This is a genomic window from Salipaludibacillus sp. CF4.18, from assembly GCF_051262595.1.
GTDB lineage: Bacteria > Bacillota > Bacilli > Bacillales > Salisediminibacteriaceae > Salipaludibacillus > Salipaludibacillus neizhouensis.
Genome location: NZ_JBIMEV010000037.1, coordinates 13,597 through 28,468, shown reverse-complemented (window position 1 = coordinate 28,468; position 14,872 = coordinate 13,597). Strand labels below are relative to the sequence as shown.

Here is a 14,872-nt window from a genome sequence, read left to right as displayed (position 1 = left end):
CCGCGGAAAGCGTCCACCTGTAGTGAATTCAAGTATCCCACTGTTCAAATTCAAAACAACAATCAGTGATAACAGTGCCATTATTTTAAAATAACACTTGTGTAAGCGTTAAACATATTGCTATTCCTATGTTCATCACTACAATTAGTTTGATTTATAAGTATTTTCTGAAAATAAGGGTTGTTTTTCTTGCTTTAAGTCGTTAAACTATTTTCTATAGTTAAATAATATGACATACATCAGGGAGACACACACTATGATAACTTTCTTAGTTGCAATTATATTACTTATTGTCGGATACATCGTTTATTCCAAAGTAGTCGAACGAATTTTTGGAATAAATGACTCACAACTAACACCCGCTTATACGAAATCAGACGGCATGGATTTCGTCCCAATGAGTTGGTGGAAAGGCAGTCTCATTCAATTATTAAATATCGCAGGTTTAGGTCCAATATTCGGGGCCATTCTAGGCGCTTTATACGGACCAATTGCCTTTATATGGATTGTTGTAGGCTGTATTTTTGCAGGAGCAGTGCACGACTATTTCTCCGGAATGCTTTCCATACGTCATAACGGGGAACAATACCCAACACTCGTAGGAAGATATTTAGGAAAAACAATGCAAGGCTTCATCAATGTTATTTCTATTTTATTAATGGTACTAGTTGCCGCTGCATTCACAGCAGGTCCAGCACAGTTAATTTCAGAAATCACACCGCTAAGCTTTATCGTGGCTCTTATCGCGATCTTCGGTTATTTCGTATTAGCCGCTCTTTTACCAGTAAACAAAATTATCGGGAGAATTTATCCGATCTTCGGGGCAATCTTAATTTTCATGGCCGTCTCGATTGCTATATCCTTACTGTTTTCTGACACATCTATCCCTAACCTAACGTTCGCTAATTTACATCCAGGAGATTTACCGATTTGGCCATTATTAATGGTAACCATTTCCTGCGGTGCAATTTCCGGATTTCATAGTACGCAAAGTCCCATCATTGCTAGAACGTTAAAAAAAGAATCTGACGGCAGAAAGGTTTTCTATGGTGCAATGATTGCAGAAGGAGTTATTGCGCTGATTTGGGCAGCTGCCGGCATGACTTTTTTCGGCGGAACAGAAGGTCTTCAAGCAGCTTTAGCTGCCGGTGGGCCAGCTGGTGTTGTAAACGAAATATCAACAAGCTTATTAGGTACTCTAGGTGGAATTCTTGCTATTTTAGGAGTTATTATTTTACCTATTACAACTGGAGACACGGCAATTCGTTCATCTAGAATGATGCTGATTGAACTATTAAGTAAAAGTTTTAAGAAAACGGAAGGCGCTAGTCAGGGAAAGGGAAAATTCATCGTTATTATAGCAACGGTGTTTATTATGATTCCTACTTTCTTCTTATCTACCATCGACTATTCGTTTTTGTGGCGCTACGTCGGGTGGACGAACCAAGTTGTTGCTACAGTAATGCTCTGGACCGGAGCTATGTATTTACTTAAAAATAGTAAATTTCACTGGATATGCGGCATCCCGGCTATTTTTATGTCAGGAGTCGTATGTACGTACATTTTCTATGCACCAGAAGGATTTAGCATGGGATACAATATTTCGCTTGTTATTGGAACAGCGCTCACGTTGATTATTATTGGCTGGTATATAAAACAAATAATCTCACACAAAAATAATAACTCAGATTCTCAACACACTGCAGCTTAATACTAGATCAATTATGGAAAGCACAAGCTACTCGCTTGTGCTTTTTCACTTTTTTACTAATAACTGTCTATATCACAAACAGTGAATAAATTAAACACCGATAGAAAAACTACTCTCAGAGGATTGGTGATTGAATGACGATTGGAATGTTTTTAGACCGTGATGGAGTGATTAACGAAGTATTAAGTCACAGGGTAAAGTTTGTGAACAAGCCTAAGGATTTTTATTTATTAGAAGGGGTTGGCGAAGCGATTAAACTGTTTAATGAGGAAGGATTTAAGGTTTTTGTAGTCACGAATCAAGGTGGTATCGGACTTGGTTTTATGGAGGAAATTGCCTTGCAAAATGTACATAAAAAAATGCAGGATGATTTAGCTGTATATGGAGCCAAAATTGATGACATCGCTTATTGCCCTCATAAGCCACACGCTATGTGTGCATGTCGCAAGCCGAAGCCGCAAATGATTTTAGACCTCGCTATAAAATATGATATTGATCTAGCCAATAGTTTTATGGTCGGTGACCGAGAGCCGGACATTGAGGCTGGAAAGGAAGCCGGGGTGCAAACCATTCTTGTTGGGGATCGTAAAAAAACTCATGCAAATGCAGACATGATTTTCCCTGATCTGATATCCTTTGCTCATTGGATATGTAAAAAGTAAACGAGTGTTAAAAGATTAATGCGATCTTTTAACACTAGTTGTAAATAATTGATAGTACTCTAATACTTCTCTGCGTCAAAATTTTGAAACACATACTTATCGTAAATCGGAAAAACTTCTTTGCCGATTAAGTGATTGATGATGACTTTATTTCGATGAACGGCAAGGCCTAAGTTTGTCGATCCTACTCCATGTGAATGTGAAATTCCACTATGGACATAAATTTGGTTAGGAATATTCAGACGTAAACGATAATCAGCCTCGACTTCATACCTGCCTTGATCATCCCAGGATATATAAGATCTTAACTTATTAATCATACCAGGAACATTAGGACGATAGCCAGTCCCTACGATTACGACTTCACTTTCTTGTGTGAATGCTTTATTTTGTTGCCATTGATTACATTGGATCTCATATAACTCTCCTTTTTCTTTTATTCCTTTCACTTCTGTTAAGACCTGTAAATCAACATTCATTTCTTGTCCAGAAACCGAATTTTCATAAAGTAAATTATAAATATCGGTAATGGTATGCGAGCTAATACCTTTATAGAGCAAATCTTGCGATGCAAATATTTCGTCCTTTTTTTCTTGAGAAAATTGGTAAAAGTAATTCACGTAATCTGGTGAAAATTGTTCCACACTTAATTTTGATTCTTCCATAGACAAAAAGCTTCTCGAACGAGTGATCCAATTCAATTGATAGTGATGCATCATCCGTTCTTTTAACAATTCGCGAAACACTTCTGCGGCGCTTTGACCTGACCCAACGACAGTAATCGATTTCGCTTTTCTACATCGATCTTGACGTTCTAGAAACTGAGAAGTGTGAAAAACATTTTCTCCTGAAAGGCTTTGGTATGATTCAGGCATCACAGGATCACTGCCGGTACCTATCACAAGGTGTTTACCTTTATATGTAGTTGTCTCTTCCGTATGGATATCCTGTACGGAAATGATAAAATATTCTCCCTTTTCGATGTAATCTAACTCTACGACCTTTTTTCCAAAATGACAATTTTTCAATTCTTTAGCAGCCCACTGACAATAATCATTGTATTCTCTTCTTGGAATATCCAAGCGCTGTAAAAAATAAAATGGGTACAAGCGATTTTTTTGAGATAAATAATTCAAAAAACTATATGGATTTGTTGGATCCGCTAACGTTACCAAGTCTGCCATAAAAGGGACCTGAAGTCTTGTACCTACAATTAACATGCCTGGATGCCAATCAAAATGAGGTTTTTGATCAAAAAAAACAGATTCCACTTCCGGAAGTTCATCGAGTAAAGCCGCAAGACTCAAATTAAAAGGCCCTACTCCCACACCTACTAAATCATACACCTTATTATCCATCCTATCTTTCCTCCTCAAGTTCCTTTCCTCCTATTATTAGGAGAAAAGTCAAAAGTAATTCTTAAGGAAAGGAAGATATTATAAGGGAATGCTGAATAATAAGAAGCTCTTGAGTCACAAACCCCTTATCATTGGTTTTCCATTTCCTAGTTTATTAAACCGCGTTTGCTCATTTGAAAAAGACCATCTTCTTAGAATTAGGTGGACCACATGGTACGATGGCAAAGTGGCTCGTTACATTTTACTGTTTGAAAAAAATCCCTAATTTATTCCAAAAGAGTTTTCCAGTTTACGTATTAAATGAATAAGTTCAACCCATTCCTTTTTCAATTCTTCTCCAGTGTCATTTGTCGGTCTCATCATCGTTATATCCCTCCATTGACCATGTATCAATCAAATGTTGCAATTTCTGTAATTTTTTCAATAAAAATCTTATGACTTTTAAATTCATTAAAATCTAGCCACACAAAGATAAAAGGCGCATTAGTAAGTTATACTGACCATCTACTAAAAACTGTTCTATATATATCTTTGAATTGAATCGGTGTCTGGGTTGAGGGGGTTCCGTAGCCTGAAAGACAAATCCCAGATTAGAAGAATAAGAGCTTATAAATGAAGAAAAGGTAAGGGATCATAAATCAGCAAGATAAAAATAACCAAAATACCGGGACGACTACTACTATAGAGTAGGTAGAGGTAGCCCCTAAGATTTCAGTGAGATGTACCGTTTACGTAAAGGCTATTGAGTTTTTTTTCAATAGGCTGAAGCAACATGTTAAGTTCAAACGTTTTATGGAGTGAGTGAACCAGCAGTATAAAATCAAGTATGAGTCCTTATTCTGATGCGCCTTTCAGGCTGCGTAACCGGTAGTAGCTAAGCCCGTTGAACTGTTTAGCGTCCGCTTGTGTTTTTTCACTTTACTAATAACCAGCTGGATCTCAAACAGTGAATAAATTAACCCCCGTTTGAAAAACTAAGTCAGAGGACTGGTGATTTGATGACGATTGGAATGTTTTTAGACCGTGATGGAGTGACCTCCTTGCTGCTGCACATTGGATGTAATAAATAAGAGGGGCCTCATTAATGAGAACCCCTCGAAAGACTTATAAAAATAAAGGAATGAGCAATCCTGCCAATAAAAGGATCAAAGCTCCGCCTAACCTTGAAGCAATTTGAGCAAAGGGCATTAATTCCATTGATCTTGGAAGCAGATAGTACGGCAACGTCACCGGTTCCACCCATGTTCGCCATACAAAGACCAGCAGTGATTGCTGATTCAATAGGGTAGAAACCTACAAATTTCCCCATAATACCAGCTCCTATCGCTGCGCCTAGCACTACCGCTCCTACGATAAGGACATATTGTATGCTTAAAGCAGCCAAAACCGCATTTAAGTCTGTATATGCAACACCAATTCCAAAAAGTAGGGCTAATGTAAATGTTTTTGCAACGAATTGATACCATTGACTTGCCCCGTCTACGATGCTTTTTGGAATAAGATTGAAGATTTTTGCCATTGCTACAAGAATTCATTATAGCATAGGGTTGCTAAATGCTTTAACCATGTTCCGCTCTTATTACTATAAATATATTTTTTTGCAATTCTTTCACTTAGACCTTTTCAAAATTAACCAGACGATTCAAAGTTTCGGAACCGAACAATACACCTATTATGACACAAGACAAACCAATCCAGTGGCCAGGTTCTATCGATTCATTTAAGAATAAATACGACCCTAAAATGGAGAAGAAAGGAGTTAGATTTAAAAAAATAGCTGACTTCCCTGCACCTAATTCACGAATCGCAACATTGTATAAGAAATGGCCAATACCAGTTGCAACCACACTTGAAAAGATAAATATAAGCCAAATCTTCCAAGTACCTGTATCTAAGGCTGATAATCCATCAGGTTCTAATCCCTGACTTAATCCAAATAACATCATACTTCCTAATAACTGGCTAACACCGGTAATTAATAGAATATCGATATTATCTGATATTTTCTTGACAAATACAAATCCTATCGCCTGTACAATCACTGTACATATAAATAATAAATCTCCTAAATTAATGGATAAGGTGTATCTCGAACCAGCTAGCATGATTATAACGACTCCAACAAACCCAAACAAAATCCCTATAACTTTATGGATATTGAATTTCTCCTGTAAAAAAATAGCTGCAGCTACAGATGTAACAATTGGTACTGTCCCTAATATCAAACCACCGTTTACCGCAGATGTATGATTTAATCCAACTGACATAAAAAATTGATGACCTAATATCGTGGTTAATGATATTCCTAATAAGAATAAACCATCACGTTTCGACATCCTTTTCCACGATTTTTTGATCAAAATAAATGGTAAAATCGACAAAAATGCGATAAACACGCGTAAAGTTGTAATCGTTAACGTTGGAAATGTTGTTACGAGGACTTTAATAGCAATCACATTAAATCCCCAAACACACATGGTTATTACCAGTAAAGTATAAAGAAGTACCAATCGCATTTTAGAGCACCCTCTTTATATAAAATCTAAGGTCACTACTTATCAAGTAGTGACCTTCTTACGTTCATATTTTCATAATAATAGGTAAAACAAACAAATATAATTTAAAACCCAGATAAATCCCCAGAATGCCTGCTATTCCAGATAATGCCGGTGGTGCCGGTATTGGTAATTTTACCAATCCAAACACAAATCCAACAATAATTCCAGAAACAATAGCTAAAAATATTTGAATCATTTCCCCACCTTTTTCTAATCAGTTATTGACATTTAAATTTCCTTGAATTTTTTCACTTGTTCACGAATGGCTACTTCAGTCGGGAGACGTTCCACACTAGAGGCTCCAAAAAACCCGGATACACCAGTTGTATGATCCAATACATATTTGGCGTCTTCAGGCTCAGAAATTGGACCACCATGACAAATAACGATAATATCTTCATTTACAGATTTCCCAGCATCATGAATTTCCTGTACCAATTTAACGGACTCCTCTAAACTTAATGCAGTTTGTGCACCGATAGCTCCTTTGGTAGTTAAACCAACGTGAGCTACTAGCAAGTCTGCTCCAGCTTCTGCCATTTTAATCGCTTCTTCTTTGTTGAATACATATGGGGCAGTAAATAACCCTAGCTCTTTTGCTTTCCGAATCATATCTACTTCTAAATCATATCCCATCCCTGTTTCCTCAAGGTTTTGTCGGAATTGACCATCCGTCAAACCAACCGTTGGAAAATTTTGCACTCCAGAAAACCCCATATCCTTCAATTGTTTTAAAAAGTAGTCCATATCACGGAATGGATCTGTTCCACATACACCAGCAAGTACTGGGGTATCCTTTACAATAGTTAACACTTCATTGCCCATCTCTACCACAATTTGATTTGCATCTCCATAGGGCATAAGGCCTGCTAAAGATCCTCTTCCAGCCATTCGATAACGTCCTGAGTTATATATGATAATCAAGTCGATATCACCTAATTCTGCACTTTTCGCAGATAGTCCTGTACCTGCGCCACCACCTATAATTGCATTTCCATTCCTAATATTCTCCCTTAACCTATTTAATATTTCTTCTCTTGCTACTGTCATTCTATTCACCCTTCCTTTCTACATTAATTTTAATAATTCGTCTGCCATTAACTGTGATACGGAAGAATCATTTATGTCTTCCTCAACTTCAATATAAGGAATATGGTCTGCTAAATTTTCTTTAATAGTGTTAAATAATACTTTTCGCTGTTCATTTCCTTCAAAAGCCTGCCCCACTGTATCTAACATCGATACCCCGCCTTTTGGAAGAACCACAATTGTCTTATCGTGCGCTTTATTTAATTTATCAGCAATCATTTTTCCTAGTTGGCGGTTTTCTTCAACCGTTGTTCTCATTAATGTTGTTGTTGAATTATGTTGATAAAAAAGACGATCCTTAAATTCCTTAGGGACTGTTTCGGGAGGCCCGAAGTTAACCATATCTAACGCACCAACTGAAACAACTTGCGGAATTCCATGTTTGCTAGCACTTTCAAGACGGTCATCTCCAGGGCTGAAAATCCCGCCAACTAATAGATCAGCAAACTCTGTAGTTGTGATATCTACCACACCTTCTATAAATCCATCTTGAATTAAAGATTCCATAGCATCTCCACCTGTACCGGTTGCGTGGAAAACTAGTACATCATACCCCTTTGATTCTAATATTTCTCTCGTTTTAGTAACACACGGAGTCGTAACCCCAAACATCGTTGCGGCGATCATTGGTCTTTTTTCTATCTTAGGGGCATTATCAGCAAGTTGAACCATACCACTTATTGCGTTTGCCGCATTCTTTAATATATTAGCTGATAAGCTATTAATACCTGCTATATCTACCACAGAATACATCATCGTAATATCCTTATCTCCAACATACGGACGAGTGTTTCCAGAAGCGACAGTAGAAACAAGGACTTTTGGCAATCCAACAGGTGCACTCTGCATGGCTGTACCAGCAACTGTCGTACCAGCTGTTCCGCCCATACCGAAAATACCAGATATACTGTCTTCTGATAATAATTTTTGAACCATAGTATTAGCGCCTTTGGTCATGGTTGCTACAGCCGTTCCACGATCATTTTTTTCACGGAGTACACTAATCTCGTGACCACCAACTTTAGCTACCTCCGCACTGGTAATATCCCCCGTTAATTTTGATTCATAAATACCTGTGTTCATCAAGATTACTTCAATTCCATTTTTTTCTACTATTTTCTTCACAAAAAGAAATTCCTCTTCCTTCGTGTCTAGCGAACCAATCATTAGCACTTTTTTACCCATATCGATAACCTCCTCATTGGTTTATTTAAGCAAATTCTCTATAAACTCCTTTGTAAGGCGAACGACTTCTACTTCACCGATTTTATCCTGTTGATAGAAAGATGGATAATGCGTATCAATTGTTAAAATAACATCTGGATCCCCACTTACAAGCGCTTTCAATATTTCTTCATGTTTAAAATCATCCCTGCCTGCAATCGCAAAATTGTTGAAGCGTCCTTCTGGCATCTCATTTGAAACAGAATTAACTAACTGAGAAGCCCCTTTTAAATGAACTGAGCCAACGTAACCCTGAATATGACGCTCATATAGGACTGGTGTTGGATATTCTCCAGCTCGCCAACCATTAACAATATCCCAGTTCAGTCTTAATTGAGGATTATCCGCATATTTTATTAATTTTCCTAATTCAAAAATCGTATTTGCTAAAGTAGGTGGTTCATTTTCAACTAAAATGGTTTTACCTCTTTCAGTTGCATGTTTTACATGCTTATTTAGCATCGCAGCATTATGTTTGTATTGTTCCTCTTGCTCATTCTCAGATAATTGATCAAATTCTGGACTGCGATACAAGGAATAAATTCTTACATTCTCTGCGTCAAGTGCATCAGCTAAATCTAATAATCGATCCAATTCTTTTTCCATAGCTTGATGATGGTTATCATCATAATTATCATATCTTGGAGGACCAGAGAATGTACAAGGATTAATCGCCCATGAACTAAGTGTAGAAACCTTTAATCCATGTTCCTTTACTTTTTGTCCTAATTGTTTTGCTTTATCTACTGAAATCGAATCAATAGTATCACCATCAAGTTTTGCTCTTAACTCAACGTAATCAAATTTTAAATTTTTCGCTTCCTGTAATGCTTCATCAAAAGATTCCTTTCCCAACATATCTGTTACTATACTAAACTTCATACTATTACCTCCTCATTGGAATCCAAACCTATCGCCAACTTTATTTGGCGATAGCATGGTATTCAATAATTAGAAAAAATTTTTAAAGTTAAACTGAGACTTAGTCACCAATCTTAATCCAATTACCAGCTTTATTATCACGATATGCATCAAAAATTTGTGTTAAATGCCATGCGTCTCGTAATGTCGCTCGTTCCACTGCCTTATTTTGAATTACTGATTCTGCAAAGTGATTAACACTCTGTACCATTCCTTGAGTAAATAAGTTCTTGTTGTGTAGCTGCCCTAATGAAAATTCCGGTTCCCAATGAACAGGACCATTAGTTGGATCATCACCAATGAAGGAAGGTGCTTTACCATAGTCCCCGCTTCCCTTTTTCCCTTGATAGTAGTCAAGGCGGATAGCATTATCAATTACTATGTTTTCGCCATTCCCAATAATTTCATAGTTTTCGTTTGGAGCCGTTTCTGATTTAGTGGATGGTAAATGCAAACTACCAATCGCCCCTGATTTAAATTTAAATAATGTTTGTACATTTCCACTTGGTTGATGGTCTATAAAACACATTTCATCAAAATCACCCATTAAATAATGCATACCGGAAACGGGATGACAGATATCTAAAAACCAGTGTAATCCATCACGATGACCAGTTTCTTCATTAAATGGAGTTAATGTTAGTGGATAACGACCTGTTATCGATACCGCATCTCCAAACTTTTCACTATCTACGATTTTTTTAGCACCATCAAATGACGGATAAAAATATCGTTTATTGGAGACTAATACTTTCACATTATATTTCTGTTGTAGTTCCATTAACTCTTCGGCTTCTTTAGCCGTATATGAAATTGGCTTTTCCACCCAAATAGGTATACCTGCTTTCATAATATCTGGAAGAATTTTCGGGTAAAGTGGTTGTCCATTACGATCAAAGTTAAGTACAACGAAGATAGCATCTAAATTTTCTTTTTTAATCATTTCGTTATAATCGGTATAAGCATTGTCTGCACCAAATCGTTTTTTATATATTTCTGCTCTTTCTAGGTTCAAATCACATACTGCAACTAAATCAACTGGTGCATAATCGAAGGTTGGATATACGTTACGAAAGGCGTGAGCCCCGCAACCAATAAAACCTACTTTTATTTTGGTGTCGTACTCATAATTAAATTGAATGTTAGCCATAATAGTTCCTCCTTATTAAAATTATTCTCCAATAGTTTGACGATCTGGAGCAGAGTAAGCAATAATCATTCTACAAGGTTCCCAACTTGTAACCTTTGCATTATGTGGTACATTTCTTGGAATCCGTAACATCATACCTGGTTTTAAATGATAAACTTCATCTCCTAAGGTATGATCACATTCTCCTGATAACACAAAGATTACTTCTTCACAATTCGGATGAATATGACGAGGATTTTCCGTGCCAGCATTAATATATACCATGCCAAATGTCAGTTCACATTCAGGATCGATTTCTTCCCCTAACATCCACTGAATTCCACCCCAATCCATTGGAAGTAAGTATTTTTCCTCATTCAAATTTGTAATCGTTGCAACTTTTTGATTATTAGCCATTACAATCCCTCTCTCCTATTATTTATTGAGTTATTGTTCAATGTTTTACACAATAACATTCCTAATTACTATTTTAAAGGTAAATACAACGCTTGCAATATGGTGTTTCTCTTAAAAAAGTGGTCAAAAAGTAGATGAACCTTTTTAAAAATTTTTTATTTATTTGAACCACTCGACATACCTTCAGTGAAGGAGCGTTGAAAAATCAAATAAACAATAATACTTGGAATCATACTAATAACCGTACCACCGAATATTAAGGAATAGTTGGTAGCATTCTCTCCTTGGAAAGAATAGAGACCGAGAGATATCGTGTACTGACTTTGAGACATTAATAAAACTAACGGTAAAATAAAATCATTCCATATATTCATAAATGTAAAAATCAATAAAGCGACTATTCCTGGTTTTGCAATTGGTAACATGATTTGCCAATAGGTACGCCATTCACTGGCACCGTCTATCATGGCAGATTCTCTTAACTCTTTGGGTACATCACGGAATGTATTACGCATTAAAAATACTGAGAAAGGTAAAGCAACGCCTGCTGATACTAGTGTTAAACCTGTCAATGTGTTCACTAATCCTAAAGATCTTAAATGAAAGAAAATTGGAATGATAATGGCCTGAACAGGCAATGCCATACCTAATAAAATCAAATAGAACAAAAAGTTGTTACCTCTAAAAGTCAATTGAGAAAAGGCATATCCAGCTGGGCATGCTGCTAATGCTACTAAGAGCATCCCACCCACTGTAACTATCGCACTATTGACAATATATTGTTTAAAATTACCTACTTGCCAAGCATGAACAATATTGTCAAAATTCCATGTACTAGGCAATGAAAAAGGAGTAGAGAAAATTTCCATGTTTGTTTTAAAACTTGCTAAAACTGCATAAATAATAGGTGAAATGATCAGAGATAGGAGTAAAAATAATACAACCCATATAATAACTTGAGCAGAAGGCTTTTTTGCGATAGTTTTTTCCATTGTTATTCAGTCCTTTCTCGATAAATATTGAACGCAATTGTAAAGGTTATGATAATTATTCCCAATACCACACTTTGTGCTGCTGCGTAACTTACCTGATTCATACTAAACGCTGTTTTATATACAAGTGTTGATACAACTTCACTCATATAGAAAGGACCACCTTGGGTCATAATCCAAATTAAGGCAAATCCTTTTAATGCGTGTATAATGACCATACTAATAACAACGTTCATTGTATTACGAAGACTTGGAATCGTAATATACCAAAATTTCCGTATAGGTCCGGCTCCATCAATATCGGCAGCTTCATACATTTGAATATCAATACTTTGAAGGCCCGCTAAAAATAAAATCATATACAGTCCATAAAACGCCCAAGTAGAAGCTATTACTAATGCCGGAATTACAAGCAATGGTTCACCTAACCAGTTAAACGCAAGTACATCAAGCCCTATTGCTTCTAAGAAGATGTTAATCGGTCCCATCGTCGGATTATAAATTTTTGACCACAACACCCCAACAACTGCCAATGACAAAACACTTGGTAAAAAAAATGCTGCACGGAAGAAGGTTCGTCCCTTTTTTACTTTGCTGATCAAAACTGCTAAAACTAACGTTGGAATGACCATTAAGATTAAACTTAATACTACCCACCATAAATTGTGCATTAAAGCTTTCCCAAAAATGGCATCCTCTGTTAACGCAGCATAATTATCTAATCCAACAAAATTCATGGTGGCGGACGTTCCGTTCCAATCAAATAAACTGTAGCGAAAGGCATCTACCATTGGATATAACATAAACAATCCATATAAGACTAATGTTGGTGCCAAAAAGGAAATAAGCACTAATCTTTTTTTCCATCTACTTTTTCTCTTCATTTTGATTTGTTCTTTAAAGTTACTATTTACACTCGGAGTTGTTAAACTCATATTTATTTCTCCCTCCATATTTAATTTCTGTAAGCGGATTTATAGTTTTATTGAAATGATATTCCTCCTTTAATAGTTACTTCTATTTTTGCTTAATTTAATAGTAAGCGGTTCAGTGCACAAATAAAAGGTGCCATTCCGGTGAAAAAGGTGGGTATATCTTAATTCTACGAACACAATCAAATCAATATTGTAAGCGGATACCTTCTTCTATTCTTATGTTATTGAAAAGTAGAATTATTTGGGAATAAGTGATTCTCTAGCTTGCTTATTACTGAATAGTTGTGGAAGGTCCGTTCGAAATTTCATAAGACAATGAAAGATCATAACCTCACTGCCAACAGATCTGGACATGCTATTGATTATTACTGATTGTTATCCACAGTACCTACTTTTATATCTTTACAAGGAAAAAAGACTCCAGTTCTATTTTGAACTGGAATCTTCTCTTTAGTTTTGTAATTGGAAGCCGTTTGCTTTATCTTCTTGTGCTGCCTCTTCAATGGCATTCATGGCTTCTTCAGGGGAAACAAGTCCACCTACTAAACCTTGTAGATTTTGGAAATAAGCTTCACTAGTTTCTACACCAATAAACACACTTGGATTATAACTCGAACCTTCTTCAACTCGGTCTGCTGCTTGTCGTAGTACATCTCCGACAGGATCTATCTCCATGGATGCAGTAGACGCTAGAATGAAATTGTAATCTTCAAAACTATAAACAATTTCAGCGTAATCAGTTGATAGAATAAAGTTCAACCATTTTTCTGAAAGATTTGGTTTTTTAGCATCGGTCGGAACAACCCATGATTGTCCGATACCACCTGTCGGTTCAGCAGATCCATCATCCATGAATGATGGAGCCATAAAGAACCCTACACTATCATGGAGATCTTCTGCAGCTAAATCGGTAATCAGATACGTACCAGCAGAATAGATTGCTGCCTGCTTATTTAAGAAATTAAATTTCGCATCGGTTTCTTGTAAAGTAACAGCATCTTCTGAAATGTATCCTTTTTCTTGCCATTCAGTAAGAGTTGTTGCTACTTTCACTAATTCTGGATCATTCCATTTGCCATCGCCGAAGAAAACTTCTTCCATTTTTTCGGTACCGGCCATGGACTCCAGCATAACACCAAATAACCAACCAATTGCATAACCATTACGTGCACCTACTGTAATTGGAGCTATATCAGTTTCACTCGCTAATGTATCTAACAATTCAATATACTCATCGTTCGTTGTCGGAGCTTCTAACCCATGCTCTTCAAAAATATCTGTGTTATAGAAATGGCCAATCGCATCTACCATATGAGGTACTTCATAAATATTATCTTCGCTAGCTATTAAGTTGTAAGCAAAAGGACGAACCGCATCTTGCCATCCATTGGATTCATAAATCTCATTCAATGGTCTGATTAGCTCACCATCAGATAGTACTGATATACGACTTGTACCCGCGTTCATCAGAATTGCATCTGGTGTATTTACATTGGACTGCAATAGAGCGGTTAAACTTCCAGATTCTACCCTTACGTCACCAGCCTCCAGTTTCACTTCAATATCTGGATTCAATTCTTTAAATTTGTCAACAACCTGCGCCCACTGTTCTCTCTCAACATCATTGTAATAGTTCGGGATTAACAGTTGTAATGTGTCACCGTCTGAACTCTGTTCTTCCGATTCTTCATCTTTCTCAACGTCACTTTGGTTCTGATTTTGAATACTTGACGGTGAGGAACATGCCGCGGTAACAGCCAACAACATCAGTCCCAATAAAAGAATAGATAACTTCATCAACTTACTTAACATACCTTGACCTCCTTTTGATTAACGCAATAATACTTTTAGTGTAGCTTGCGTTTGATAGACATAA

Annotated in this window: 14 protein-coding genes; 2 read left to right on the top strand and 12 right to left on the bottom strand. The window is 36.6% G+C overall.

Annotation, left to right across the window (positions count from 1 at the left end; translation table 11 throughout):
* The first annotated feature begins 256 nt into the window (after positions 1-256).
* Together ACHABW_RS18275 and ACHABW_RS18270 are read left to right on the top strand one after the other, a co-directional pair.
* Positions 257-1,711 (top strand): carbon starvation CstA family protein, encoded by a 1,455-nt coding sequence (locus tag ACHABW_RS18275; RefSeq protein ID WP_435757372.1) that lies wholly within the window; start codon positions 257-259, stop codon positions 1,709-1,711.
* Positions 1,712-1,845: 134 nt separating this feature from the next.
* Positions 1,846-2,373: a D-glycero-alpha-D-manno-heptose-1,7-bisphosphate 7-phosphatase gene (locus tag ACHABW_RS18270; protein ID WP_435757370.1), complete on the top strand. Its 528-nt coding sequence runs from the start codon at positions 1,846-1,848 to the stop codon at positions 2,371-2,373.
* 59 nt (positions 2,374-2,432) lie between these two features.
* Here the strand turns inward: ACHABW_RS18270 and ACHABW_RS18265 are convergent, their stop codons facing one another.
* The 12 genes from ACHABW_RS18265 to ACHABW_RS18210 all read right to left on the bottom strand — a co-directional run bounded on the left by ACHABW_RS18265 (position 2,433) and on the right by ACHABW_RS18210 (position 14,808).
* Positions 2,433-3,731, bottom strand: a complete 1,299-nt coding sequence (locus ACHABW_RS18265) for a lysine N(6)-hydroxylase/L-ornithine N(5)-oxygenase family protein (RefSeq protein ID WP_435757368.1) — start codon at positions 3,729-3,731, stop codon at positions 2,433-2,435.
* 1,081 nt (positions 3,732-4,812) lie between these two features.
* Positions 4,813-5,250 (bottom strand): 2-hydroxycarboxylate transporter family protein, encoded by a 438-nt coding sequence (locus ACHABW_RS18260; protein ID WP_435757366.1) that lies wholly within the window; start codon positions 5,248-5,250, stop codon positions 4,813-4,815.
* A 94-nt stretch (positions 5,251-5,344) separates the two neighbouring features.
* Complete coding sequence (locus ACHABW_RS18255) at positions 5,345-6,247, bottom strand: DMT family transporter (protein ID WP_435757364.1); 903 nt, start codon at positions 6,245-6,247, stop codon at positions 5,345-5,347.
* Positions 6,248-6,311: 64 nt separating this feature from the next.
* Positions 6,312-6,485 (bottom strand): XapX domain-containing protein, encoded by a 174-nt coding sequence (locus ACHABW_RS18250; protein WP_435757362.1) that lies wholly within the window; start codon positions 6,483-6,485, stop codon positions 6,312-6,314.
* A 32-nt stretch (positions 6,486-6,517) separates the two neighbouring features.
* Positions 6,518-7,339: a phosphoenolpyruvate hydrolase family protein gene (locus ACHABW_RS18245; RefSeq protein ID WP_435757360.1), complete on the bottom strand. Its 822-nt coding sequence runs from the start codon at positions 7,337-7,339 to the stop codon at positions 6,518-6,520.
* Between the two features lie 18 nt (positions 7,340-7,357).
* Complete coding sequence (locus ACHABW_RS18240) at positions 7,358-8,563, bottom strand: Tm-1-like ATP-binding domain-containing protein (RefSeq protein ID WP_435757358.1); 1,206 nt, start codon at positions 8,561-8,563, stop codon at positions 7,358-7,360.
* A 21-nt stretch (positions 8,564-8,584) separates the two neighbouring features.
* Complete coding sequence (locus ACHABW_RS18235) at positions 8,585-9,484, bottom strand: sugar phosphate isomerase/epimerase family protein (protein ID WP_435757356.1); 900 nt, start codon at positions 9,482-9,484, stop codon at positions 8,585-8,587.
* Positions 9,485-9,584: 100 nt separating this feature from the next.
* Positions 9,585-10,673 carry a Gfo/Idh/MocA family protein gene (locus ACHABW_RS18230; protein ID WP_435757354.1) on the bottom strand — a complete coding sequence of 363 codons (1,089 nt, stop codon included), beginning with the start codon at positions 10,671-10,673 and terminating at the stop codon, positions 9,585-9,587.
* 21 nt (positions 10,674-10,694) lie between these two features.
* Positions 10,695-11,069, bottom strand: coding sequence for a cupin domain-containing protein (locus tag ACHABW_RS18225; protein ID WP_435757352.1), 375 nt, complete (start codon positions 11,067-11,069; stop codon positions 10,695-10,697).
* Positions 11,070-11,224: 155 nt separating this feature from the next.
* Positions 11,225-12,061, bottom strand: a complete 837-nt coding sequence (locus tag ACHABW_RS18220; protein WP_435757350.1) for a carbohydrate ABC transporter permease — start codon at positions 12,059-12,061, stop codon at positions 11,225-11,227.
* 2 nt (positions 12,062-12,063) lie between these two features.
* A complete protein-coding gene (locus ACHABW_RS18215; protein WP_435757348.1) occupies positions 12,064-12,996 on the bottom strand; it encodes a carbohydrate ABC transporter permease in 933 nt (310 codons plus the stop codon).
* Positions 12,997-13,446: 450 nt separating this feature from the next.
* Entirely contained in the window at positions 13,447-14,808 is a 1,362-nt protein-coding gene (locus ACHABW_RS18210) for an ABC transporter substrate-binding protein (RefSeq protein ID WP_435757346.1), read from the bottom strand.
* Positions 14,809-14,872: the final 64 nt, after the last annotated feature.